The sequence below is a fragment of the Nocardia sp. CA-120079 genome, from assembly GCF_050955745.1.
In the GTDB taxonomy this organism is placed as follows: domain Bacteria; phylum Actinomycetota; class Actinomycetes; order Mycobacteriales; family Mycobacteriaceae; genus Nocardia.
The window spans coordinates 2,507,327-2,529,658 of sequence record NZ_CP192088.1 but is presented as its reverse complement, the minus strand read 5'-3'; the positions used below and the strand labels follow the sequence as shown (position 1 = coordinate 2,529,658).

Below are 22,332 nucleotides of genomic sequence, written 5' to 3'. Positions count from 1 at the left end.
GAACTGCGCGGTCCACCTGTCACGGCAAAGTGAGAATTTCGGCGCCCGTGTCGGTCACGACCAGTGTGTGTTCGAACTGCGCCGTCCACTTGCGGTCCTTGGTGACCACGGTCCAGCCGTCGTCCCAGATCTCGTAGTCGATACCGCCGAGGTTGATCATCGGCTCGATGGTGAAGGTCATACCGGGCTCGATGACCGATTCGATGGCGGGCTGGTCGTAATGCAGGATGACCAGGCCGCTGTGGAAGGTGGGGCCGACGCCGTGCCCGGTGAAATCGCGCACCACGCCGTAGCCGAAGCGGTTGGCGTAGGACTCGATGACGCGCCCGATCACATTGAGCGCCCGGCCCGGCCGCACCGCCTTGATCGCCCGCATGGTCGCTTCGTGCGTGCGCTCGACCAGCAGTCGCACCTCCTCGTCGACATCACCGGCCAGGAAGGTCTTATTGGTGTCGCCGTGCACGCCGTCGATGTAGGCGGTCACGTCGATATTGACGATGTCACCGTCCTGGATCACCGTCGAATCCGGAATCCCGTGGCAGATCACCTCGTTCAGCGAGGTGCAGCACGATTTCGGAAAACCCTTGTACCCCAACGTCGATGGGTAGGCACCGTGATCGCACATGAACTCGTGTGCGATCCGGTCCAGCTCATCGGTGGCGACACCGGGCGCGACCGCCTTGCCCGCCTCCTCGAGCGCCTGCGCCGCGATCTTGCCCGCGATCCGCATCTTCTCGATGGTCTCGGCAGTCTGCACCCAGGGTTCACGGCCCTCGTTCACGGTCTTCTTCCACGCATACTCCGGACGCTCGATCGAGCGCGGAACCTCACGGGTGGGCGAGAGCGTGCCGGGAACAAGCGGCTGGCGGGTACGCACTGACATGGAACAAGAGTATCCGCACCGGTCATCTCGCACTGTCCTTGCCTGCGCCGCGAACGCGCGGTCAACCGAAGGAATAGTCGCGGACCACGGTCCGTTTAGGCTAGTGGTTGACGTAGAAACTTCACACGAACAGGACTCGAGCTGTGGAACTGGGACTCACGACTTTCGCGGAGCTGTACCCGGTCGGCGACCGACCGGCGCCCACCGCGGCCGAACGGCTGCGCGAGGTGGTGGACGAGGCGGTCGCCACCGAGCGCGCCGGACTCGACGTCTATGGCGTCGGCGAACATCACCGGAAGGATTTCGCGGCATCCGCGCCGGCGGTCGTGCTGGCCGCGATCGCGGCACGGACCGAGCGCATCCAGCTGACCAGCGCGGTCAGCGTGCTGAGCTCGGACGATCCGGTACGGGTGTACCAAGATTTCGCGACACTGGACGGACTCTCGAACGGTCGCGCCGAGCTGATGGCCGGACGCGGTTCGTTCACCGAGAGCTTCCCCCTGTTCGGTTACGACCTGAGCGACTATGACGAGCTCTTCGAGGAGAAATTAGCGCTGCTGCTGCACATTCGCGCGGACGAGCCGGTGACCTGGAACGGCAAATTCCGTGCCCCGCTGCGCGATGCGGTGATCTACCCGCGCACCGACAACCGGCCGCTGCCGGTCTGGATCGCGGTGGGCGGCAGCCCGGAATCCGTGGTTCGCGCCGGGCTGCTCGGCCTCCCGCTGGCGATCGCGATCATCGGCGGCCAGCCCGCACGCTTCAAGCCGCTGGTGGATCTGTACCACCGGGCACTCGAAGAGGGCGGCCACGAGAAGCAGCCGGTGGCGGTACACGCGCACGGCTACATCGCGGATACCGACGAGCAGGCCGTCGCCGACTTCTACGCGCCGTACGCCGGAGCGATGAGCACCATTGGGCGCGAACGCGGTTGGGGCCCGATGACCCGCGCACAGTTCGATGCCCTTCGCTCTCAGAGCGGTTCCCTCTTCGTCGGCACCCCGGACTACGTCGCGGAAAAGATCACCGACACCCGCGACACCCTCGGCTTGGACCGCTTCATGCTGCACACCAGCGTCGGCACCCTGCCGCACGAAAAGGTGCTGCACAACATCGAATTGCTCGGCGCGAAGGTCGCACCCCAGGTGCGCTGAGCCAGCACAACGCCGCCTCGCCAACAGTGGTACCGAAGCGGTATCACTTATGGGCGGCTGTGTGCAGTACCCGTAGGTCCCACACTTTCTGCTGCCAGGCCCGTGCCGCCGCCACCGTCGGACCGTCCGCGAGCAAGAGGATCGCTTCGAGCAGATCGGCGCGCGCATCCTCGGCGACGACCAGCATCGGCCAGCCTTCCGACACTGCCAAGGTTTCATGCCCCGGCCACAGGTCCGGATGTGTGCCCGCCGCCATCTTGGTGTGCAGCCGAACCTCGTGCTTGATGGCCGCGGCGAAGGCGACGTACGCCTCCCGCCGGGCGCCGTCCCATCGTGTCGCATGCTGGCGGTCCCACTGCAAGCGGTCCTTGCGGATGTTGAAGTAGTAGCCGATCCAGGCCGAGGTGGCACCGGTCACGATCGCGATCGCAGCACTGTAGAGGGCAAACACCGGCACAGCGTAGTTGGCCGACCATTCACGCGCGCAACAGATCTCGGCCGCAGCGATCGCACTCGCGCCACGCGGTACCGAGGCTCGAGCCGTCGCGGCGAGCGTGGATGTAGCCCAAGTGCCTATCCGCCGAGTTGCGCTTCGAAGGCGATGCGGTCGCCCCGGTAGAGCGCGCGGACGCGTTCGACGGGCGCACCCTGTTGGTCCACGCTGCGCCGGTGCAGGAGTAGCAGCGGTAGGGCCGTGGTGCACTCGAGCAGGGCGGCCTCGCGCGGGGAAGCAAGGACGGTTTCGATGCGTTCGGTGGCCTTGCCGAGTACCACGCCCGAGGCGCGCACCGCCGCGTAGAGCGATGTCGTCGGATCGTAAGTATCCCGTAGGTGACCGAACCGGTCGAGGGGCATGAAGGTGCTCTCCAGGCCGATGCGTTCGCCGTCGGCGAGGAGTACGCGTTCCAGGTGCATGACCGGGGCGCCCAGCGTGAGCCCGAGGTCACGGGCGGTATCGGCGTCGGCGGGGACGTCGCCCCAACCGACCAGCAGCCGGCCCGGCACACGGCCGTGACTGATGGCCCCCTCGGTGTAGGAGCGCAGCGACAGCGGCTGCACCATCTTCGGCCGGGACACCACCGTCCCCCGGCCCTGGCGGCGGATTCGACCCTCCACCAATAGATCTCGCAGCGCCTGCCGGACGGTTTCGCGGGCGACCTCGAATCGAACCGCGAGGTCGCGCTCGGAGGGGACGGGGTCGCCCTCCTCCAGATCGGTCAGCAGCTGCTCGAGTTCGGTGCGCACCAGGTACGACTTCGGCAGCCGCGGCACCGAATCGATACGCCCGCCGCGCATTTCATCGGCCTCGGCTCTCGTCGCACCTGATGTGTCCATACCGTCAGCCTACCCCGGATTGGTCTATACCAATTGTTAACCCAGCGTTCGCGCGAGCAACACTCGTTGGTCTAGACCATTGCGCACTATGTATTCATGCGATTGGTCATCATCGGCGGCGGAGTCCTCGGCACCGCGCACGCCCTGGCCGCCATCGGCCGTGGTCACGAGGTCGTGCAGCTGGAGCGGGAGCCCGAGGCGCGTGGTGCGACGGTGCGCAACTTCGGCCTGGTGTGGGTTTCCGGGCGCTCGGCCACCGAACTGGACTTCACGCTGCGCTCCCGGCAACTGTGGGAGGAGATCGGCGGCAAGGTGCCCGGTGTCGGATTCCGACCCGCCGGATCGATCACGCTGGTACGCACCCCCGCCGAACTCGCGGTCGCCGAGGCCGCCGCGGCGAGCACGCATGCCGGAGCCCGCGGCTTCGAACTGCTCGAACCCGAACAGGTGCGCGCGATCAATCCGGCCCTGCGCGGCAAATTCCTTGCCGGACTGCACTGTTCGACCGATGCCGCCGTCGAATCCCGGCAGGCACTGCCCGCGCTGCGCGCATATCTGACCGCATCGGACCGCTATACCTTCCATGCGAGCACCGAGGCGCGTCAGGTCACCGATACCGGTTCCGGCGCAACGGTTCTCGACGATCATGGCCGCACCTTCGAAGCGGATCTGGTGTTGGTCTGTCCGGGCGCCGCGCATACCGGCCTGACCCGCGAACTCGTCGGCACCATCCCGGTGCGCCGAGTCCGGCTGCAGATGATGCAGACCGCGCCGCTCGGCGAGCCATTGACCACCGCGATCGCCGACGGCGACAGCTTCCGCTACTACCCGGGCTTCGCCGGTCCGGAGTTGGACGTGCTGAACGCGGAACAATCGCAGACCGCGATCGCCGCCGAGCACAGGATGCAGCTGCTGTGCGTACAGCGCCTCAACGGCGGTCTCACCATCGGCGACACCCACGAATACGAGGAGCCCTTCGCCTTCGATGTGGACGAGGCACCCTACGAACACCTCACCGCCGTCACCGAGGAACTGCTGGGACGCAAACTCCCGCAGGTAGTGCGGCGTTGGGCGGGCGTCTACAGCCAGAGCATCGATCCGGCCACCATCGTGACCCGCGCGAAGGCTGATGCGCACATCTGGGTCGTCACCGGTCCGGGTGGCCGCGGCATGACCCTCGGCCCCGCGATCGGCGCGGAAACCGCCGACCTGCTGAATCTCTGAGGAGCACCCGTGTCGGACAAGAACATCACTCTCGCCGTCCTGGATATGGCGGGCACCACGGTCGCCGACGGCGGACTGGTACTGCGCGCCTTCGATGCCGCCGCGACCAGTGCCGGTATCGAAACCGAAGGGCCGCAACGCGATAGGGCCCGCCAGTATGTGCTCGACACAATGGGTCAGTCGAAGATCGCGGTCTTCCGGGCCCTGCTCGGCGACGAGGGGCGCGCACGGGCCGCCAACCTCGCGTTCGAGTCCGCCTATGACGCCCTGATCGACCAGGTCGATATCACTCCGATTCCCGGTGCGGCCGATGCGATTTCCGCACTGCGCGCGGCGGGCGTCAAGGCCGCGCTCACCACGGGCTTCAGCCGTACCACCCAGGATCGGCTGCTGCATGCGTTGGGCTGGAACGAGATCGCCGATCTGACGCTGGCCCCTTCGGATGCCGGACGCGGCCGCCCGTACCCGGACATGGTCCTGACCGCGCTGCTGCGGCTCGGTATCGATGCCGTGGATCAGGTTGCGGTACTCGGTGATACGACCAGCGATATCGCCAGCGGTCTGGCCGCGGGTGCGCGAATCGTCGCGGGGACGCTGACCGGCGCACATGACGCAGCGCAGTTGCGTGCGGCGGGAGCCACCCATGTGGTGGCCTCGGTGACCGAATTCGCGGACTTGATCCTCGACCGAACCTGATCGCCCCGAATCCCCCGTCCCTTCGATTCCACACCCGACACGAACCGAAAGTTGCAGTCATCGTGCGTACTTCGAACACGCAGGGCCGTCTGGCACGCACCATTTCCCGGACCGCGCTGGCCGTCACCGCCGTCACCGCCGTCGCGCTCACCGCGGCCTGTGGCGGCACCGGCACCGGCAGCGGCGGCAAGACCATCACCGTGTACTCCGCCGACGGCGTCGGCAGCTGGTACACGACCCAATTCGACGAATTCGAGAAGAAGACCGGTATTTCGGTGAACCTGGTCGAGGCCGGTTCGGGTGAAGTGGTCAACCGGGTGGACAAGGAGCAGTCCAATCCGCAGGCCGATGTGCTGGTGACGCTGCCGCCGTTCATTCAGAAGGCCAAAAGCTCGGGGTTGTTGCAGGACAGCGGAATCGACACCAGCTTCGTCGCGGCCGGCGATAAGGATGCCGACGGCAAGTACGTCACGCTGGCGGGCAACTACCTGTCCTTCATTGCCAATCCCTCGGTCGACACCACCAATCTCACCTGGGACGACCTGCTGAAGCCGGAGTTCAAGGGCAAGCTGCAGTATTCGACGCCGGGTCAGGCCGGTGACGGCACCGCGGTGCTGATCCTGCTGCAGAATCTGCTCGGCAAGCAGGGCGCGCTGGATTACCTGGCCAAACTGCAGGCCAATAATGTCGGCCCGTCCTCGTCCACCGGCAAGCTGCAGGCCAAGGTCGACAAGGGTGAGCTGGTTGTCGCCAATGGCGATGTGCAGATGAACCTCACCACTGTCAAGGACAAGGGCTCGAAGTTCAATATCTTCTTCCCGGCCGCCGCCGACGGTAAGCGCTCCACCGTGGCCGTGCCGTACGTAATGGGCCTGGCCAAGGGCGCTGCGCACCAGCGCGAGGCGAAGCAGCTCATGGAATTCCTGCTCTCGGCCGACGCGCAGAAGTCGCTGCCCGACACCTTCGCGGTGCCCGCCCGCAAGGAGCTGCGTGATGCCCCGGCGACCGGTTCCGGTCCCTCGGCCAGCGCCGCGCTCAAAGGGGTCGAGGTCGTGAATGTCGATTGGACCAAGGTGCTTTCGGACCTGGACGCCGATGTGGCGGCTTACAACAAGGCAACCGGGCAGTAGAACCACTGAAACCGAGGAGCCGCAATCATGTCCGTCGGCGAAGCGCATCCCAGGTCGGTCATCGCAGCCGAAATACTCACCACCGCAACCGAACCCGCGATCGTGTTCGACCGGGTGGGAGTCAGCTACGGCCGCGGCCGTAAGACCACGGTCGCACTGACCGATTTCAATCTGCGCGTCGCCGGCGGTGAGACGGTCGCGCTCCTCGGACCGAGCGGTTCGGGCAAGTCGACCGCGCTCGGGGCGCTGGCCGGATTCGTCCGGCCGACCTCGGGCGCGGTGCGGCTGGCCGGGCGCGATGTCACCGACCTGTCACCCGCCAAGCGCGGGATCGGTGTGGTCGTGCAGTCGTATGCACTGTTTCCGCATATGCGGGTGCACGACAATGTGGCGTTCGGATTGAAGGCGCATCGGGTGCCGCGCAAGGAAATCGACGGGCGGGTGGCCGAAGCCCTGGCAATGGTCGGCATGGCGGCCTACGCCAAGCGGTTGCCGCGTGAACTGTCCGGTGGTCAGCAGCAGCGGGTGGCGATCGCGCGTGCGCTGGCCATCCGGCCGAAGGTGTTGCTGCTCGACGAACCGCTGGCCGCGCTCGATGCCCAGTTGCGGCAGACGATGCTCGGTGAGTTGCAGGAGTTGCGAAAAGCGTTGCCGGATACGGCGATGCTGTATGTCACCCATGACCAGACCGAGGCGCTGGCCTTGGCGGACCGGATCGCGGTGATGCGTGACGCGCGGCTGGTCGATATCGACACCGCCGAGAATCTGTGGCGGCGACCGCCGAGCGACTTCACTGCGGCTTTCCTCGGTGGCGCAAACCTGTTGCCATGCATGGTGAATCGAACGTCCGGCACCGCAGCGCTGGTTACCGTCGGGACTTTCACGCTGCGGGCCGAGGCACCGGATACCCCCGGCGGTTGGGGCGTGGACGCCCTCGGATTGCTCTGTGTGCGTCCGCATACTGTGCAGATCGGTGCCACCTCCGAGCGGAATGCGGTACGCGGCATCGTTGTATCGAATGTGTGGCGTGGGGCTTCGACGCGATTGCGGCTGACGGTCGACGGATTGGGTGAGGGGATCACCGCCGATGTGCCCGGCCATCTCGATACCGAGGTCGGCGCGATCGTCGGCGTACGGTTCCCGGACCCGGCCGGAGTCTTGATCCCGCCGACGGCAGGGACTTCGGCCGCGCACGAGCCGGGCGTGCCGAGATGAGGGGCGGCGCGGGCCTCACCTCCATGGGCATGTCGGAGCCGAGCGGCGATGAGGCCAAGGCATGACTACTTCTGCCCTGCTGGAACCGCAGATCACCGACGATGGGTCGCCCCCGACTACGCTGCGGCGTAATTGGCGACCGGTGCTGTGGACCCTCCCGCCGCTACTCGTTGTGTTGCTGATCGCGGTGTATCCGATAGTGCGGGTACTCGCCGAATCGACCGAGACCGAGGACGGTCGGGGTACCGCCGTCTGGTCGCAGGTGCTCGGCTCGGAATCGTTCCGTAATGCGTTGTGGCGCACCATTTCCATTGCCGTCTGCTCGACCCTCGGGTGTCTGGTGCTCGGCACGTTTCTCGCGATTGTGCTGGCATTCGTGCCGTTTCCGGGTTCGGCGCTGGTCGGCAGGTTGATCGATACGGTGCTCACGCTGCCGTCGTTCCTGATCACCTTGGCCTTCACGTTTCTGTACGGCACCGCCGGTGCTGTCAACGCGCTGATCGCCAGGATCACCGGGGACAAGACGCCGGTGCTGGATTTCCTGAGCACACCGCTCGGTGTGATCCTCGCCGAGATCACCTTCTTTACGCCGTTCGTGGTACGCCCGCTGCTGGCCGGATTCGCTCAACTGCCGCGCGAACAATTGGATGTGGCGGCCAGCCTCGGCGCATCGCCGTGGCGGGTGCTGCGTCAGGTGGTCATGCCGGAGGCATGGCCGGCGCTGGCGGCGGGCGGCAGCCTCGTTCTGCTGTTGACGCTCAACGAATTCGGCATCGTGCTGTTCACCGGCGCGAAGGGCGTGACAACCCTGCCCGCGCTGATCTACACCCGCGGCATCGTGACCTTCGACCTGCCGGGCGCCGCAGTACTGGCCTCGGTGCAGGTGCTGCTGTCGCTGAGCCTGTATATCGGGTACCGGCTGATCTTCGCCCGCTTCGGCGGCCGCACCGGAAGGGAGAGCTGACCATGCTGGTCTGGACGCGTCGTGGCCGGGCAATCGTGTTGGCGGTTTTCGCCCTTGTCGTGGTCGTGGTGTTCGTCGCGCCGATCGCCACGGTGGTTGCGGCCGCGCTGGCGGGCAGCTGGACCGGACCGCTGCCCTCGAATCTCGGCGTAGCCAACTTCCGTGCAGCGCTGTCCGGCCAAGAGGCCGCGAGTCTTTCGGTCAGTCTGCAGACCGCACTGCTCTCCGGCGGGGTCGCCCTGATCCTGGGTACCTGGACCGCACTTGCCGCGCGCGAGGCCCCAGGCTGGTGGCGCAAACTCACCGACGCGGTCTTCCATCTGCCGGTGGCGGTGCCGTCGGTGGCCATCGGCCTCGGCGTGCTTATCGCCTTCAACGAGCGGCCGCTACTGCTGGGCGGCACCAAATGGATTGTCATCGTGGCACATTCGGTGCTCGTCCTGGCCTACGCCTTCAGCGCGGTCTCGGCCGCACTCGATCGGCTCGATCCCGCCTACCGGCAGGCCGCGGAATCCCTCGGTGCGGGTCCGGTTCGGGTGCTGTTCCAGGTGACGCTGCCGCTATTGCTGCCCGCGCTCGGCGCTGCCGCGGGTTTGGCGATCGCGCTGTCGATGGGCGAGCTCGGCGCGACCGTCATGGTTTATCCGGCCACCTGGAAAACGTTGCCGGTCACCATATTCGGGCTCACCGATCGCGGTGAGGTATTCGACGCGGCCGCGAGTACCTGCCTGCTGTTGGCGGTGACACTGGTCGCCTTGGTCGCGCTCGGTCGGCTGCGTGGTCGCGCCGCGCTGCGCTGAGCACCATACGATGGCCCCCTGTCAGCACTGCCCCTGATCTTCACCGCGGGCTGGGCGAGCGGGGTCAATGCCTACGCGGTGGTCCTGCTGCTCGGCATCTTCGGCGTGACCGGCTTGTCCGACGAGGTGCCGGAGGCACTGCAGCGCACCGATGTACTGATCGCGGCCGGTGTGTTGTTCCTCATCGAGGCCGTCGCGGATAAGGTCCCCTATCTCGACAGCTTCTGGGATGCGGTACACACCATAGTGCGCCCGGCATCGGGTGCGGTCGTCGCAGCACTGCTCGCCGGCCAGGACGGATCGCTGCCCCAACTGGCGGCCGGCGCGGTCGGCGGAACCACCGCCCTGGCAAGCCATCTCGTGAAGGCCGGAACACGGATGGCGATCAACACCTCGCCGGAGCCCGCGAGCAATATCATCATGAGCCTCATCGAGGATCTGACCGTCGGCGGCATCGTCACCATCGCGATCTTCCACCCGGTCGTGGCGGCCGTCTGTGCGGGCACGCTGCTGGTGATCGGCGTGCTTTTGGTCTATCTGCTGGCGAGTCGAATACGCCGCTACCGCATTCGCCGCAGACAACGGCGCGAGGCCAAACGCATGGCGGCCGTCTAGGCGGGTTTGCGCCACACCAACGAGTAGCGCCAGAAGACCAGCCGCCGCACCCGCGCACCCGGCAGAACCGCCGCGACCCGCGCCCGCACCTGCCGCGTCGTCAGCGGCGGATCGAGCACAACCGGCATGACATCATGGGTCTCCTCGACCGCGTACCAACTCCCCCGTCCACGCGTCCGAAGGATCCGAAACGCCATCCCGAGCAACCGATGCCCGATCACCGCCACCGACTCGACCGGCAATTCCCGAAGGAGATCGGGCCGCGGCAATGCCACCGCAGCGATCACACCACCCGGCCGCAATGCCCGCGCCAAAACCGGCAGCACCTCATCGAGCGGCATATGGTGCAACGTGCTGATCGACACGATCGCGTCATAGGCGCCCTCTGCCAGCGGCGTCGCCAACACATCCCCGAGCATGCACCGGACATTCTCCGGCACAGCCCGCTTGGCCGCGTCGATCATCACCGCGGACCGATCAATCGCATCGACATGCTCGACACGCCGCGCGAGTTCCGTCGCGAAACCCCCAGCCCCACAACCGACGTCCAACACCCGGGTACACGGGGTGGGCAGCTGCCGTATGAGAAACCGTTGGTAGTACGCGTTGTGACTCCAATTGAGTTTGCCCATCCCGGACAGCTTGCCACGCGTCTGCCGAAGGTGCTTCCGAGCCCGAAATTATGTTCCGATCCCGGCAAAATTCCGTTGCGGAGCAGAGGATTTCGATCGGGTGCCCCGCGGTGCGCCGGGTGATCGACACTCACCTGGCCCGGATTCGGATGGACGGGGATGCCATCCGACGATCACACCATTGGAGACAGAATGACCGAGTCGGTCATCCAGCTGCCGACCGCTGGAGAAACGGTTATCGAAACCTATGAGCGAATCTCGCAGCGCGGGCCGGTGGTTCCGGTCGAGTTGACCGGCGGCGTCGCGGCCTGGGTCGCGGCGAGCCACAAGGCGGTGACCGACGTTCTGGCGGTCGACGGCACAGTATTCAGCAAGAACGCCAAGAACTGCGCGGCCCTGCACGACGGCACTATTCCGGCGGATTGGCCGATGCGCGCGTTTACCGATATCGACCACATGCTGAACAAGGACGGCGAGGACCATCGGAGGCTGCGCCGGACAATCAGCGCCGCGTTCACCCCGGCTCGGGTCGCCGCACTCGAATCCCGGATTCAGCAGATCACCACGGAGTTCATCGACGACTTCGCCGACGAGAAGGACGAATTCGATCTCGTCCCGCGATTCACCCTCCCGTTCCCGGTGCGGGTGATCTGTGAACTGTACGGGGTCGGCGAGGCCGATCGGTCACGGATCCGCGATTGGGCCACCACCCTCATGTCGCAGACCAGCACCGGTGAGCAGATGCAGGCCGCCATGACGGAGATGCTGGCGTTCCTCGCGGAATTCCTCGAGGCCAAACGGCGCGAGCCGGGCGACGACCTCACCTCCGCCATGCTGGCGGCCAACGCCGACAACGTGACCACCGACGATATGGTCAACATGTTGTGGCTGGTGATCATGGCCGGCCACGAGACCACCGTGCACATGCTGGCCAATGCGATCGTCGCACTGTGCGAGAACCCAGTGCAGCTGGACAAGGCCCTCGCCGAGGACCGCTGGGCGGACGTGGTCGAGGAGGCACTGCGTTACCGGTCCCCGGTGTACAGCGCCAACCTCCGTTATGCCCAGCAGGATGTCACCATCGCGGGAGTCGACCTGCCCGCGGGCGCGATCGTCATCTGGAACGGCAATGTCGGGCGAGACCCGGAGCAATACCCGAACGCCGATGTGTTCGACATCGACCACGATCACCGGGGTCAGCTGGCCTTCGGCAGGGGGCCGCACGTCTGCCTGGGCGCACCGCTGGCCCGCCTGGAGGCGCGCATCGCGCTGTCGACACTATTCAACCGCTTCCCGATGCTGCGCCTCGCTCAGGATTCGGCGCTGCTTCCGGTCACCCCGCAGTTCATGACCGCGGGCCCGCTCACTCTGCCGGTGCGGTTGCATCCGGCCGACTGACCACCGGTGCCGGCTGGTCGATGGTCTCTGCCAGCCGGCGTTTACGGAAGTCCCTCGGCGTTTCGCCGTAGCGCGACTTGAACGCGGCGGAGAACCAGGTGACGGTGAATCCGCTGCGCGCGGCGATTTCGCCGATGGTCAGTGTCGTGCTCGGGCTTTCGAGCAAGGCGCGCGCCGCACGCAGTGATTCATCCTGGCGCACTTCACGATACGTGGTTCCGGCTTGCTCCAGCGCGGTGCGCAACTGCCGCGGCGACCAGCTCAATGCCCGAGCCACCGCGGCGAGCCGGAGGTCGGCGACCCCGATATTGTCGCGCACGTACCGGCGCACGGCCTCGGCCGTCTCGGCCAGCTGGGGCCGCTGCGGGGTGCTGTCGCCCACGGCCATCATGCACAGCAGTTCGGTGGTCCGGTCGCAGACGGCATTGAACTGACGACCGGTGAGCCGGGATCGCTCGGCATGGGTGTCGCGGATCACGCTCCGGGTGATCCGCCCGAGTCCGGAGTCGAGATCGAAAACCGGACGGCGTGCGCCGAGCGGTGATATCGCGTGGTCGACTTCGGTGCGTGGGATCTGGAAGCCGAATGCCACCGAGCTGGGCACCCCCAGCCGCAGGGCCTGATCCAAACCTATCAGCACTGCCTGACCCGGTGCGACACGGGTGATTTCGCGATCGTCGGCGACCGTGAATGTGCCGCGCTCGGGGACCACCAGCCAGTAGAAGTCGTCGGCAGGTCCCCTGCGGATATTCGACGGCGTACGGAAGGCCAGCCGATCACCGGGCTGATCCCAGCGCAGCAGGTTGTAGCTCCCCGTGTGCTGCGTGATCAGCGTGACCTGCCACCGGTCCCGGTCTCGATACCGGTGATCCATCGGAACGATGCTGTTCGCCACGGCGGTCCATTCATCGACGCCGGTCACGTGCAGTTCGTCACAGATCATGTCGACACCCCGATCACCTCACCGGATAACAATATCCGCTCCGCTGAACAAAAGGTCGCCCGGACGCGATCGGGCCGACCGCACCGGCGCGACCAGTTGCGCGTGCGGTGTGTGGCTGTGCAGTTCGCGCAGGAACACTTCCACCGCCAGCTGTGCCAGTTGCTTTCCGGGACAGGTATGTCTACCGAATCCGAAGGTCAATGGCATTTTTCCGGTGCTGTCGATGGCCAGCGGATCCGCGAATGCCCGCGGATCGCGATTGGCGGCGGCAAACATTACCAGCACCGGCCCTCTCTGCAGTCGGGTGCCACTGCGTAAACTGATGGGGCGCAAGATATTTCGCTTCCAACCGACGAGTCCGGGATCGAGCTGCAGCACCTTGGCCGCGACGCGGGCGGCACCGGCGGATTCGCCGAGCAGCTTCCACCACTGCCGATCCGGGTCGTCGAGCAGCCGCTGCACGCCCTGTTGAATGCTGCCGCTGACCGTGTGCACACCGGCCGCCAGCGAGTTCGCCACCACCGAGACCGCCACTCTCGGCGCAATGCCGGCCGCGAGCAGATGCCCGGAAAAGCCAGTGGCGTGCCGGCGGCTGTGCGCCACCGCCGAACCGCTGACGGTGAACAACCGGCCGAGCGCGCCGACCGCGTCGGCCAACTCGCGTCCGCGCATCCACCGACCGAGCAGGCCCGACTGAGCATCGCTCCATTCAGCCACCGCGGGCCAATCTCGTTGGGGCAGGCCAATGGTCTCGCCGATGACGCGGGTGGCGTAGGTAATCGACAGGGCAGTCACGTCGAGCGGTTCGGTTGTCTCCCGCGTGATCGGCAACGACCGCCGGAAATGCTCGGCGAGGGCATCGGCCCGCTCGGATCGCATATCCGCGGGCACCGTGAAATATCCGGTCGGCCCCGCCATGGTGGCCCACACCCGGCGGTGCAGCATGTCGTCGGTCAGATCCGCAGTCGCCTTGGCCGGTGGCGGGAGCAAATGCCGACAAAGATGGCCCACGGCACGCGGGTTCGCGGCAATACGTCCGAAACCGACCAATGGTTGCAGTGCTTGCGCATTCGAGATTTCAGGTGCCGTGGCTTCCAGTAGTTCGCGCGCGTCGTCGTAGCGCCACACCAAGTGCAGCCCGGAATCATGATGGTAGCTGGGTTCGGGCCACGCGTGCAGCCGTCGGTAACCCGCGTCGCGCTCCGAATAGGTCAGCTGGTTGGAAGTCAGCTGCGCGAAGGGAAATCCAGATGCCATTCTGCCTGCCTGTCGGTCGAACGCGGCACTATGCAGCAAATATCGTGCCGGACAATCGAACTCATGTAATCACGGCCGTCCCGAAAACATAACTTCTGTGCCTCGGAACATAATTGACGAGGCGGCTGCCTGCGGGTGACAGGTCTGTCGACAAATGCACCGGACGGCGGCTCACCGCGGCCGCGGCCGGACGCAAGCCGCTGGGTACCACCGTCCGGTGGGGCGCTGGCCGATAGGTTCCATACCGTGATCGCGTGCCGAGGAATGCCGGATGGCGTAATCCTCGGCGAGCAGGGCGAGCAATCCGGCGCCGGTCAGCACGTCTTCCGATGCCGCTACGCCGACGCCGCGCGCGGACAGTGCCGCGCACATGCTGCGGGGTGCCAACTGCACGGCCGCGATGGGAAACATCCGCTGCACTGCCGCTACAATGCCGAATCCCCCACGCCATTCCAGGATTTCAGCCGGAGCGACGACCCCCGCGCGCATGCGCATCCGCCCGGCGGCGGCGATGCCGACCGCGGTGATCTCGTCGTCCCCCGCGACGTCCAGGAGCAGTTCCCGACAGCTCTGCCAAACCCCGCGCGCCGGGATCTGGCGCCATGCGAGGGTGCGGCCGTCGATGCCGACGACCCGATCGGCGGCGAATTCGGCGCGGCGCAACACCAATGCGAGCGCGGTCACGGCACCTCCCGGTTTCGATCGCAGGATCACGTGCGATGTCGGGTCGAGTGTCATTGCCACAGTACGATCTCAGCTCGTCTTCGTCGCCGCGCTGTCACTCAGCGTAAATTCTCTGCCCCGCAACGCCAATTGCGCGCTCACCGAGCGATGTCATCGGCCGATACGCCCAACCACAACGCCGCGACCCGACAATCGAATCCGATTACACGACTCGCCGACTCGGCCCGATGGTGCCGCGTACGCCGTTGAGCTTGCTGCTCACAACAGCTGGGGCAGCATGATGAGCGCGACGGTGAGCGCGAGAACGGACACGATGATTCCCGTGACCGCCAAACCCTTGGCGCGATATTGTCCGGTGCAGCCCAGGATCCCGAGAACAAGTCCGGCAATCGCGAACGGCAGACCGACCAACGGTCGCACGCCGGTCAGGTCGATCGGCAGAAACGGAAGTACGCAACCGACTATGCCGAGGAGCACGGCCCCGACGGCGAGCCATGGCCCCTGCCGCTGATCGGTCGGCGGTGGGCCGCCTTGCCATCCGGAGGCGTTGGTGTACACCCAGGGCTGTTGCTGCTGAGGCGGATACGGCGCGGGCGGGATGGGCGCGGAATATCCGGCGTTCGGGCCGGGAGCCGCCGCGCCGGAATGCCGGCCCGGGTTGGTCGGTTCCGGCGGCGGACTATACGACATCGGTGATCCTCACTCACTAATTCCCGAGAATGGCCTTCCTTCGTTCGCGCGCAACGATAGCCGCACACCTAACCTCGGCTCGATCCAAAGCCACCCCCGCCCGTGCCGGCCACACCTGTCGTCGAAGTTTCAGGGCCGCACAGCATATTCGCATGTGCATTCGAACTACGGATCGGCTCGGCCGCTCGGTTCGCCGCTGATTCGGCGATGCCGAAACCGCACGAGTACCTTCGCCCTCAGCATGCTGGCCATCGCGGCGTCGGCCTACTGCCGATTGCCCCACCAGCACTTACTCAATACTTGCCGGAACTCGACTACGCGGTGCAGAACTGGCCACATCGAGCCGAAGGCACATCGACGCCGTCCTCGATCATGCCGAGGGGCCCGCGACGGAAGCCGGTGATTCGGACTGGCCGACTCTGCGGCAGCCAGGTCCGCGGCGGGCGCACCCGCCGATCGGTTATCGACCGAGCCGTTCTGGCGCGCAGCGGCCATCAATCTGCACTTGACCCAAATCCGTTGGGCGGTAAAGAAAACCGACCGAGCGGTTCATTTGCCGGGAGAGCACGGCCGAGGACGACACCGCCCCGCGCAACAAATGAAAGCAGCCTTGCCGAGTGCGCTGCGCACGCTCGGCCGGAGACAATGCTCGCCGTCGCGGGTGCCCTGTCCTGTAGCGGCGAGTTGGCCGGTCCGCTTGCCGCGGTGATGCTCGTCCAGCGGTGCGGCAATCACTTCGGCTGGTCGGCGCCGTGGGTCGAACTGCTCGGCGCACTGCGCGCACACCAGACGATCGATATTCGCGCTGCGGCGGCAGCGGTCTGGATGGTCGCCGATTGAGTTCGGACACTGTCGAATTCGCCAGTAGTGGAGAATTCCGTGGCGGGCGTGCCGCGCCAGTCGACCACGCGGCACGCCGGGCGGGGCGCCCCGTTGCGCCCGCCGTCACTGTGCCGGCGACGTTGGCGTCCGGGTCGGGTCATTGGTCGGACAACGCTGGCCCGGGACGTCGCCAATTGAGCAGTAACGCTGTCGAGGCAGTGTCACTATTGCGGACGAAGTCGCCGTCGAGACTTTACTGTTCAGGCAAACGGCGGCGGCCACCGGCCACGTCGGTTACCAGATCAGTGTAGCCGTCGACGAGTTCCGCCAAGTGGTACCAGTGTTTATGGGTATTGTCGCTACGCGCGCCATCGACATCGATGGCCGTGTTGGCATCCACCCAACTGCGCGCCATCCGATCCACCACCGCACCGAGGCTCTCGGTATGTAGCGAAGCACCATTGCGATGCTGCGGGATCTCCTGCGCAATCCACTCATTGATATCGTCGACGAGCTCGCCACGACGGCAATCGATTTCGGCCACCAGGTTCATGTCCTGAACCTCGGCACGGCGTGCGTGCAGTTCGGCGAGGGCGTGTGCGGAACGTAGTAATTCACGATCTTGAAAACGTCGTCCCTGAAATGCACACAATATCTGCGGAGCGGTCGGCAACACCCCCACCGTAGGCGCGCTCATCGCCGTACCTCGAATTTACCCGACACCAACGCGCTTTGTACCAACATGATTGGCTCTCGATTCGGTTATCCCGGTCATCGGATCGGTGCTTCACAACTAGCGTAGCTGGATCATGCTCTTACAAATGCAAGAACGCAAGAGTGCGTTCTCATTGCTGCGGTAACGACCTGGTCACCGAGCAGCGACCCCACAGACAGCTAGTGACAACGACTTTCACGCGCGATACCCGCGGGGAGCTGAACCGGTGGCCAAGAGTTTGCCACACCATCGTCCGGCGCGTGGGCAGTATGCGATCGCCGCCTACGGTCGGGGAGTCCCGAGGTAACTGGTCACCCAGCGGCGCTTGTTCGGATCGGCGTCGGCCTGCGCGTGGACGAGCACCCGTGCCACCCCGGCGCGGATACGCGCGGTGCATTCGATCGGCGTACCCGGCGGCAGCTCGGACGGACCGGCGGCCACGTCGATATCGGTGCCCGACACCGCGATCCAGATCGCCACCGGACGCCGGCGCCGGTAGATCGGCGAATCGCCGAGTCCGGTTATGCGCGGGGATTCCGTCCCACACAATATCCAACCGCTCATCGGTGAGGCCGCGGTCCTTGAGGAACTTCGCGGCGAAATCCGCTCCATCCATTTCGAATCGCTGTTCATCGTGGGCTATTTCGGCGATGCCGATATCGTGCAGCCCTGTTCGCGGGCGACCGATTCCGTGCGGCACGCGCCAACCTCGATGACAATGAATCCGGGTGTGTCGCAGCCGGTCTCCCTGACCACCGCAGCGTAGATCCGACCCCGAGGACAGTGCGGCGCGAAACGGGCATGGTTCACCTCCTGATCTGGTCGGGCCTCCTGATTCGCAGAAACCGAGTTCGGCCGATGCGCGAGCCAATTCGGCGCCGTGATCCGCAACGAGCGCGAGTGCCGTATTGATGCCCGCGGCCACGCCCACCGAGGTGACGATCGGACCATCGCACAGCAGCACACCATCCGAAACCGCCACCCCGCAGTCGCCGCGCCAGGTCGATCCCGTCCCGGTCTCGTGAAGACGGTGCCGCGACTACAAGGACGAGCACCCATAGATCCGGCCACCGAGCCGCGATCTACCGTGACAAGGGGACTATCGCAGCGAAAACTCCGAAGTTCGTTGCTGCAAAGCGCGGTAGTCTCTGACCACGCTGCGAATGCATATTTGCGTGTGTGGCGGGCACTTACTACAGACATGTACGCAAGAGTGCTAACGGGTGCGCCGGGCGAAAGGGTTGTCATGGCAGGCAAGCGCACAGTCCTCACCGCCGGATTGCGGCGGCTCTCGGTGCTGCTGACCGAGATGCGCGAACACGCGGGGCTCAGCAAAGAGGACGTCAGCGGCAAGACCGGCATCAATATCACCACGCTGTACCGCATCGAGACGGCGCAGGCGCGCCCGCAGCGGCGCACGCTGATGGCGATGCTGGATCTCTACGGCGTCACCGAACAGCAGCGCGACGATGCGCTCGAACTTCTCTCGGACGCACTCAAGCCCGGCATGTCCCGCCCATACGAGGCGACACTGACCGAGGTGCACGCGGCCTATATCAACTTCGAATCCGAGGCGCTCTCAGCTCGGCACTACCAAACCTCCTACATTCCGGGACTATTGCAGACCTCGGACTATGCCGAGGCGGTCATCGACACCAATATGCCGAAGCTGGACGGAGCCACGGTGTCGCACAATGTGCGAGCGCGGATGGATCGGGCCATGCATCTCACCAAGCCGGATCCGCTGGAACTGTGGGTGGTGTTGGACGAAGCCGCCATCCGGCGCATGGTCGGCGGCCCCGATGTCATGAAGGCACAGCTGAAGCGGCTGCTCGATGATTCGCAGATGAAAAACGTCATCCTGCAGATACTTCCGTTCAGCGCGGGGGTGCACCCCGGCATGGCCGGATCCTTCACGCTGCTGGACTTCAAGGATCCGGCCGATCCGGAGCTGGTGTACGTCGAGGGCATCGCGGGTGATCAGCTGATCGAGGGCCATCCCCAGATCCGCCGCTTCGGCATTATTTTCGACCAGTTGCGCGCCATGGCGCTCAGTCCGCGCGACTCCATGGCCCTGATCGACAGGGCTTCCAAAGAGATGAACTGATCAGCTGCGGCTGGCTCGTCGATAGCCGACCGCCGCGGGGATCGCGAAGACTACGAGCGCGCCGATACACCAGGCGATGGTGGCCAGTAGCGGATCGCGCACCGGCCCGCCGACGGATAGCCCCTTCATGGCATCGATGGCGTAGGACATCGGCTGATGCTTCACAATCGGCTGGGCCCACGGCGGATAGGCGATCAGCAGCACGAACCCGGTACTGAAGAACATCATCAACGATGATCCGAGCGAAACAGCCTCCACCAGTGCGGCTTTCGCGCTGAACACGGCCACCGCGGTGACCACGGTGGCGAAGGCGATGCCGAACAGCAGCGGCACCCCGAACAGCGCGATACCGGCGAGCAGCCCTTGCCGGAATCGGAAGCCGAGCGCCACACCCACCGCGAACATCACCGCCGTGCACAGCACAATCCGGATTCCTTCGGCGACAATGCGCGCGATCAGTCCGGACGCGCGGTGCACCGGCAGCACCCAGAAGCGGGCCAGCAGACCTTCGTCGCGCTCGCGTCCGAGGGTAATGGCACCCGCCACCGAACCGGACATCACACCGACCAACGCCGACATCGGCACGAAACCGTACAGCGCACTCACCTCGGAGAACTCCGAAATCTGTTTTCCGAGAACGGTATTCAGTACGATCAGCAGGAGCGCGGGAAAGACGAGCGACTGCACGACGGTCAGCGGATCACGCCACCAGCGCATCAGCAGCCGCTTGGTCTGGATCATCGTCTGCGGGATCAGCAGACGCCAAGTCTCGGTGCGACCGTAGACCTTGGGCAGTTCCGCCGTGGGAGTCAGTACCTCGGTCATGCCGACCTCCGGATCGAGACGAATACCGCGCCCGCACCGAAGAGAATGACCTGGCCGAGTATCCAGGCCAGCCCGGGCCCGAGGGTCGACCAGCCGACGACGCCCGCGTGCCCCGATGGATCACCGGCCAGCGCCCGCAGCCCGTATACGTATTGCGAGACCGGCTGGTTACGTGCGAACCCCTGGATCCAGTGCGGGAATTGGCTGACCGGGGAAAGTCCGCTCGACACCATGCCGAGGATCAACTGCGGCAGGATCAGCGCCTGGGTGGTCGCCTCCGGGCTCTTGGTCAGACTGCCGAGCAGATCGGCACCCAGGCACAGCGCCAGCCCGATCAGCATCGCGAACGCGATGAAACCGATTGTGTCCCACCAGCTTCCATAGAAGCGGAAGCCGATCACATGGCCGCACACGAGGGCTGCGCCCAGCGCGATCGCCGCCCGACCCAGCGCGGTCGTGACTCGCGCGGCCAGCGGAACCGCCGAAAGCATCGGCATCGATCCGAACCGCACATTGAGCCCGTCCTTGGCATCGGCGGCCGCTCGGAATGCGGCCGTGATGGCGCAGAAGGCGATCGCCTGCATGGCGATCATGGGCATGAGGAACTGCGCGTAGTTGCTCAGCCCGCCCCGCCGGAGCGGGTTCAGCGACATCACGAGATTCAGCGGGACGTAGAAGCCGACGGTGAAGACCACTGGCGCGAGCAGCGCGGTGAATAGTTCACCATTGCGCCAAGACGGCCGGACCAGGCGCGCGGTCAGCGCCCACCATTGCGCCACCGTCGCCATCCGCGGCGGTGGCGCGTCCACCAGCCGCTCGCTGCTCAGGCGGCGGTTTTCCCCGTCGCCGCGTTCCTGCTGAACGGTGCTCGATACCGCGTCGCTACCGATGCTCATCTGCACGCTCCCATCCTGCGCGTCAACCGTGCTTGTCGGTGGGGAACCGGCTGTTCTCAGCATGTCGCACGCGGCCGCAGCCGGTACAGCTTTCCGCACTCTTCGAGTACGTATCGCATGATCGATCTCGCTCGCTCTCATCACCGCCCACCGAAATCGGGCGCGCCGCCACCGCGTCGGGCGAGCGGCTCGTCGTCCAATCTCGCCGCACCGATGACGTTTCGATACCGCCCCCGGGTGTCGCAACGACGACTCCGAGGGGGCGCTGAATCCCACCAAGGTGTTTTGCCGACCGAGCAGAACGGCGTCTCACGGGTGCGTGAATCATGCAGTGTCGCTATCGGTTTCGACGGGATGTCCGATTCGCGAGGTGACTACCGTGCCCGGGGTGAGTAATGTATGCCCCGATGACCAGCATGGAAGCCCGTTTCCGTGAAGCAGCGCGGACCGTGCCCCTCCCCAGTCCTTGGAATCTGTCCGCCTACCTCGCAAGTGTCGCCGCGCACCGTGGTCGTTCCATCTCGCTGCAGGCGATCCCCGCGGCCGCGCTCGCGGACCTCGGGTGTCGTGGCAGCGGACTCTGGATCGCGCGCGGTCACGACGACATCATCGTCTACGACGCGTCCGCCACCGAGCGCAATGCGGATCACATCATCCTGCACGAGATCGGTCACATGCTATTCGGGCACGGCAAGGAAGGCACGGAGGCAGGCGAGCCGATAACACCGTCGCTGGCCGCACTGCTGCCGTCCATCTCATCGTCCTCCATCAAGCATGTACTCGGCCGCGAGCACTTCGGCGCCGACCGCGAACGGGAAGCGGAGGTATTCGCCGATATGACGATGGTCTACGCCACCTTGCCGCGCCGCCCGGCGCGTTCGTTCCGACTTTTCGGGCGCGGGCGCTAGCCACCAGGTAGTCGGCGGGTGCCCGCACGTAATCCGTCGATGAGATCCTGATAGCTATCCGCCAGCTCGTTGAGCTGCAGCCACGCGTCATAGAAGACGGGTTCCGGCGCCTCGGACAGCGGTACGAACGCCTGTGTGGTCATGCTGGCCAGCCGATCCACGATCTCGCCGACGGTTTCGGAGTGCAACTGCGCCTCGGAGCACGGCACCGGCATCGCCAGCGTCACCCACATATCGATCGACCGCACCAGTTGGCCGCGCCGCCGATCCAGCTTGGGGATCTCGCGCACCGGCGTCCGCTCGCGGATTTCGTGCAGCTGCGCCAACTCCCCCGCCGCCTCCAGCATCGGATGATCGTCGTGCGGTAGCCCACGGCATGCGGCCAGCAACATATCCCGCCCCGGAACCATCCGGTTATTTCCGACATTCCTCATCCGGG

25 protein-coding genes are annotated in these 22,332 nt (G+C 65.7%); 12 read left to right on the top strand and 13 right to left on the bottom strand.

Going from position 1 to position 22,332, the window contains the following annotated elements; genetic code table 11:
- Positions 1-19: 19 nt before the first annotated feature.
- On the bottom strand, positions 20-883 hold the full coding sequence (gene map, locus ACQPYR_RS11670) for a type I methionyl aminopeptidase (RefSeq protein WP_433631024.1): 864 nt from the start codon (positions 881-883) through the stop codon (positions 20-22).
- 143 nt (positions 884-1,026) lie between these two features.
- On the opposite strand from map, the gene ACQPYR_RS11665 reads away from it, so the two are divergent.
- A complete protein-coding gene (locus tag ACQPYR_RS11665; protein WP_433631022.1) occupies positions 1,027-2,037 on the top strand; it encodes an LLM class flavin-dependent oxidoreductase in 1,011 nt (336 codons plus the stop codon).
- A gap of 43 nt (positions 2,038-2,080) precedes the next feature.
- Here the strand turns inward: ACQPYR_RS11665 and ACQPYR_RS11660 are convergent, their stop codons facing one another.
- Both ACQPYR_RS11660 and ACQPYR_RS11655 read right to left on the bottom strand, forming a co-directional pair.
- Positions 2,081-2,488 carry a hypothetical protein gene (locus tag ACQPYR_RS11660; protein WP_433631020.1) on the bottom strand — a complete coding sequence of 136 codons (408 nt, stop codon included), beginning with the start codon at positions 2,486-2,488 and terminating at the stop codon, positions 2,081-2,083.
- Between the two features lie 122 nt (positions 2,489-2,610).
- Positions 2,611-3,333 carry a GntR family transcriptional regulator gene (locus tag ACQPYR_RS11655; protein WP_433635104.1) on the bottom strand — a complete coding sequence of 241 codons (723 nt, stop codon included), beginning with the start codon at positions 3,331-3,333 and terminating at the stop codon, positions 2,611-2,613.
- Between the two features lie 135 nt (positions 3,334-3,468).
- Between ACQPYR_RS11655 and ACQPYR_RS11650 the strand changes: the two genes are divergently transcribed.
- The 7 genes from ACQPYR_RS11650 to ACQPYR_RS11620 all read left to right on the top strand — a co-directional run bounded on the left by ACQPYR_RS11650 (position 3,469) and on the right by ACQPYR_RS11620 (position 10,016).
- Entirely contained in the window at positions 3,469-4,596 is a 1,128-nt protein-coding gene (locus tag ACQPYR_RS11650; RefSeq protein WP_433631017.1) for a TIGR03364 family FAD-dependent oxidoreductase, read from the top strand.
- Positions 4,597-4,605: 9 nt separating this feature from the next.
- Positions 4,606-5,292: a phosphonatase-like hydrolase gene (locus ACQPYR_RS11645; protein WP_433631014.1), complete on the top strand. Its 687-nt coding sequence runs from the start codon at positions 4,606-4,608 to the stop codon at positions 5,290-5,292.
- A gap of 62 nt (positions 5,293-5,354) precedes the next feature.
- Positions 5,355-6,422 (top strand): 2-aminoethylphosphonate ABC transporter substrate-binding protein, encoded by a 1,068-nt coding sequence (locus tag ACQPYR_RS11640; protein ID WP_433631012.1) that lies wholly within the window; start codon positions 5,355-5,357, stop codon positions 6,420-6,422.
- Between the two features lie 27 nt (positions 6,423-6,449).
- A complete protein-coding gene (locus ACQPYR_RS11635) occupies positions 6,450-7,637 on the top strand; it encodes an ABC transporter ATP-binding protein (RefSeq protein ID WP_433631009.1) in 1,188 nt (395 codons plus the stop codon).
- A gap of 61 nt (positions 7,638-7,698) precedes the next feature.
- Positions 7,699-8,601: a 2-aminoethylphosphonate ABC transporter permease subunit gene (locus ACQPYR_RS11630; RefSeq protein WP_433631007.1), complete on the top strand. Its 903-nt coding sequence runs from the start codon at positions 7,699-7,701 to the stop codon at positions 8,599-8,601.
- A gap of 2 nt (positions 8,602-8,603) precedes the next feature.
- Positions 8,604-9,401 carry an ABC transporter permease gene (locus ACQPYR_RS11625; RefSeq protein WP_433631004.1) on the top strand — a complete coding sequence of 266 codons (798 nt, stop codon included), beginning with the start codon at positions 8,604-8,606 and terminating at the stop codon, positions 9,399-9,401.
- An 18-nt stretch (positions 9,402-9,419) separates the two neighbouring features.
- A complete protein-coding gene (locus ACQPYR_RS11620) occupies positions 9,420-10,016 on the top strand; it encodes a DUF4126 domain-containing protein (protein ID WP_433635103.1) in 597 nt (198 codons plus the stop codon).
- Here the strand turns inward: ACQPYR_RS11620 and ACQPYR_RS11615 are convergent.
- Complete coding sequence (locus ACQPYR_RS11615; RefSeq protein WP_433631001.1) at positions 10,013-10,648, bottom strand: class I SAM-dependent methyltransferase; 636 nt, start codon at positions 10,646-10,648, stop codon at positions 10,013-10,015. The two genes, ACQPYR_RS11620 and ACQPYR_RS11615, sit on opposite strands and share 4 nt — an antisense overlap.
- A gap of 192 nt (positions 10,649-10,840) precedes the next feature.
- On the opposite strand from ACQPYR_RS11615, the gene ACQPYR_RS11610 reads away from it, so the two are divergent.
- Complete coding sequence (locus tag ACQPYR_RS11610) at positions 10,841-12,046, top strand: cytochrome P450 family protein (RefSeq protein WP_433630998.1); 1,206 nt, start codon at positions 10,841-10,843, stop codon at positions 12,044-12,046.
- On the opposite strand, the gene ACQPYR_RS11605 is transcribed toward ACQPYR_RS11610, so the two are convergent.
- From ACQPYR_RS11605 to ACQPYR_RS11590, 4 genes are all read right to left on the bottom strand, one after another.
- Positions 12,012-12,989 (bottom strand): AraC family transcriptional regulator, encoded by a 978-nt coding sequence (locus tag ACQPYR_RS11605; RefSeq protein ID WP_433630995.1) that lies wholly within the window; start codon positions 12,987-12,989, stop codon positions 12,012-12,014. The genes ACQPYR_RS11610 and ACQPYR_RS11605 overlap by 35 nt on opposite strands.
- 18 nt (positions 12,990-13,007) lie before the next feature.
- A complete protein-coding gene (locus tag ACQPYR_RS11600; protein WP_433630992.1) occupies positions 13,008-14,246 on the bottom strand; it encodes a hypothetical protein in 1,239 nt (412 codons plus the stop codon).
- A gap of 171 nt (positions 14,247-14,417) precedes the next feature.
- Entirely contained in the window at positions 14,418-14,930 is a 513-nt protein-coding gene (locus ACQPYR_RS11595; RefSeq protein WP_433630989.1) for a hypothetical protein, read from the bottom strand.
- A gap of 258 nt (positions 14,931-15,188) precedes the next feature.
- Complete coding sequence (locus ACQPYR_RS11590) at positions 15,189-15,620, bottom strand: hypothetical protein (protein ID WP_433630986.1); 432 nt, start codon at positions 15,618-15,620, stop codon at positions 15,189-15,191.
- A 645-nt stretch (positions 15,621-16,265) separates the two neighbouring features.
- Here ACQPYR_RS11590 and ACQPYR_RS11585 point away from each other — a divergent pair.
- Positions 16,266-16,460, top strand: coding sequence for a hypothetical protein (locus tag ACQPYR_RS11585; RefSeq protein ID WP_433630983.1), 195 nt, complete (start codon positions 16,266-16,268; stop codon positions 16,458-16,460).
- 235 nt (positions 16,461-16,695) lie between these two features.
- Here the strand turns inward: ACQPYR_RS11585 and ACQPYR_RS11580 are convergent, their stop codons facing one another.
- Together ACQPYR_RS11580 and ACQPYR_RS11575 are read right to left on the bottom strand one after the other, a co-directional pair.
- Positions 16,696-17,139, bottom strand: coding sequence for a DUF4254 domain-containing protein (locus ACQPYR_RS11580; protein WP_433602134.1), 444 nt, complete (start codon positions 17,137-17,139; stop codon positions 16,696-16,698).
- 300 nt (positions 17,140-17,439) lie between these two features.
- Positions 17,440-17,721 carry a hypothetical protein gene (locus tag ACQPYR_RS11575; RefSeq protein ID WP_433630981.1) on the bottom strand — a complete coding sequence of 94 codons (282 nt, stop codon included), beginning with the start codon at positions 17,719-17,721 and terminating at the stop codon, positions 17,440-17,442.
- Between the two features lie 682 nt (positions 17,722-18,403).
- On the opposite strand from ACQPYR_RS11575, the gene ACQPYR_RS11570 reads away from it, so the two are divergent.
- Positions 18,404-19,264 carry a helix-turn-helix domain-containing protein gene (locus ACQPYR_RS11570; RefSeq protein ID WP_433630978.1) on the top strand — a complete coding sequence of 287 codons (861 nt, stop codon included), beginning with the start codon at positions 18,404-18,406 and terminating at the stop codon, positions 19,262-19,264.
- Here the strand turns inward: ACQPYR_RS11570 and ACQPYR_RS11565 are convergent, their stop codons facing one another.
- Both ACQPYR_RS11565 and ACQPYR_RS11560 read right to left on the bottom strand, forming a co-directional pair.
- Positions 19,265-20,089, bottom strand: coding sequence for an ABC transporter permease (locus ACQPYR_RS11565; protein ID WP_433602131.1), 825 nt, complete (start codon positions 20,087-20,089; stop codon positions 19,265-19,267).
- Positions 20,086-20,985 (bottom strand): ABC transporter permease, encoded by a 900-nt coding sequence (locus ACQPYR_RS11560; protein WP_433630975.1) that lies wholly within the window; start codon positions 20,983-20,985, stop codon positions 20,086-20,088. Before ACQPYR_RS11560 ends, ACQPYR_RS11565 begins: the two co-directional genes overlap by 4 nt.
- Before the next feature lie 407 nt (positions 20,986-21,392).
- Here ACQPYR_RS11560 and ACQPYR_RS11555 point away from each other — a divergent pair, with 407 nt between their 5' ends.
- Entirely contained in the window at positions 21,393-21,893 is a 501-nt protein-coding gene (locus ACQPYR_RS11555) for a hypothetical protein (protein WP_433630972.1), read from the top strand.
- On the opposite strand, the gene ACQPYR_RS11550 is transcribed toward ACQPYR_RS11555, so the two are convergent.
- A complete protein-coding gene (locus ACQPYR_RS11550) occupies positions 21,890-22,327 on the bottom strand; it encodes a DUF4254 domain-containing protein (protein ID WP_433630969.1) in 438 nt (145 codons plus the stop codon). The two genes, ACQPYR_RS11555 and ACQPYR_RS11550, sit on opposite strands and share 4 nt — an antisense overlap.
- Positions 22,328-22,332 lie beyond the last annotated feature (5 nt).

Coding starts and splice junctions, on each gene's coding strand:
- ACQPYR_RS11565 (WP_433602131.1), bottom strand. CDS start 20,089: ATGACCGAGGTACTGACTCCCACGGCGGAACTGCCCAAGGTCTACGGT.
- ACQPYR_RS11585 (WP_433630983.1), top strand. CDS start 16,266: ATGCTCGCCGTCGCGGGTGCCCTGTCCTGTAGCGGCGAGTTGGCCGGT.
- ACQPYR_RS11560 (WP_433630975.1), bottom strand. CDS start 20,985: ATGAGCATCGGTAGCGACGCGGTATCGAGCACCGTTCAGCAGGAACGC.
- ACQPYR_RS11570 (WP_433630978.1), top strand. CDS start 18,404: ATGGCAGGCAAGCGCACAGTCCTCACCGCCGGATTGCGGCGGCTCTCG.
- ACQPYR_RS11600 (WP_433630992.1), bottom strand. CDS start 14,246: ATGGCATCTGGATTTCCCTTCGCGCAGCTGACTTCCAACCAGCTGACC.
- ACQPYR_RS11615 (WP_433631001.1), bottom strand. CDS start 10,648: ATGGGCAAACTCAATTGGAGTCACAACGCGTACTACCAACGGTTTCTC.
- ACQPYR_RS11590 (WP_433630986.1), bottom strand. CDS start 15,620: ATGTCGTATAGTCCGCCGCCGGAACCGACCAACCCGGGCCGGCATTCC.
- ACQPYR_RS11625 (WP_433631004.1), top strand. CDS start 8,604: ATGCTGGTCTGGACGCGTCGTGGCCGGGCAATCGTGTTGGCGGTTTTC.
- ACQPYR_RS11555 (WP_433630972.1), top strand. CDS start 21,393: ATGACCAGCATGGAAGCCCGTTTCCGTGAAGCAGCGCGGACCGTGCCC.
- ACQPYR_RS11575 (WP_433630981.1), bottom strand. CDS start 17,721: ATGAGCGGTTGGATATTGTGTGGGACGGAATCCCCGCGCATAACCGGA.
- ACQPYR_RS11605 (WP_433630995.1), bottom strand. CDS start 12,989: ATGATCTGTGACGAACTGCACGTGACCGGCGTCGATGAATGGACCGCC.
- ACQPYR_RS11650 (WP_433631017.1), top strand. CDS start 3,469: ATGCGATTGGTCATCATCGGCGGCGGAGTCCTCGGCACCGCGCACGCC.
- ACQPYR_RS11610 (WP_433630998.1), top strand. CDS start 10,841: ATGACCGAGTCGGTCATCCAGCTGCCGACCGCTGGAGAAACGGTTATC.
- ACQPYR_RS11635 (WP_433631009.1), top strand. CDS start 6,450: ATGTCCGTCGGCGAAGCGCATCCCAGGTCGGTCATCGCAGCCGAAATA.
- ACQPYR_RS11655 (WP_433635104.1), bottom strand. CDS start 3,333: ATGCGCGGCGGGCGTATCGATTCGGTGCCGCGGCTGCCGAAGTCGTAC.
- ACQPYR_RS11550 (WP_433630969.1), bottom strand. CDS start 22,327: ATGAGGAATGTCGGAAATAACCGGATGGTTCCGGGGCGGGATATGTTG.
- ACQPYR_RS11580 (WP_433602134.1), bottom strand. CDS start 17,139: ATGAGCGCGCCTACGGTGGGGGTGTTGCCGACCGCTCCGCAGATATTG.
- map (WP_433631024.1), bottom strand. CDS start 883: ATGTCAGTGCGTACCCGCCAGCCGCTTGTTCCCGGCACGCTCTCGCCC.
- ACQPYR_RS11630 (WP_433631007.1), top strand. CDS start 7,699: ATGACTACTTCTGCCCTGCTGGAACCGCAGATCACCGACGATGGGTCG.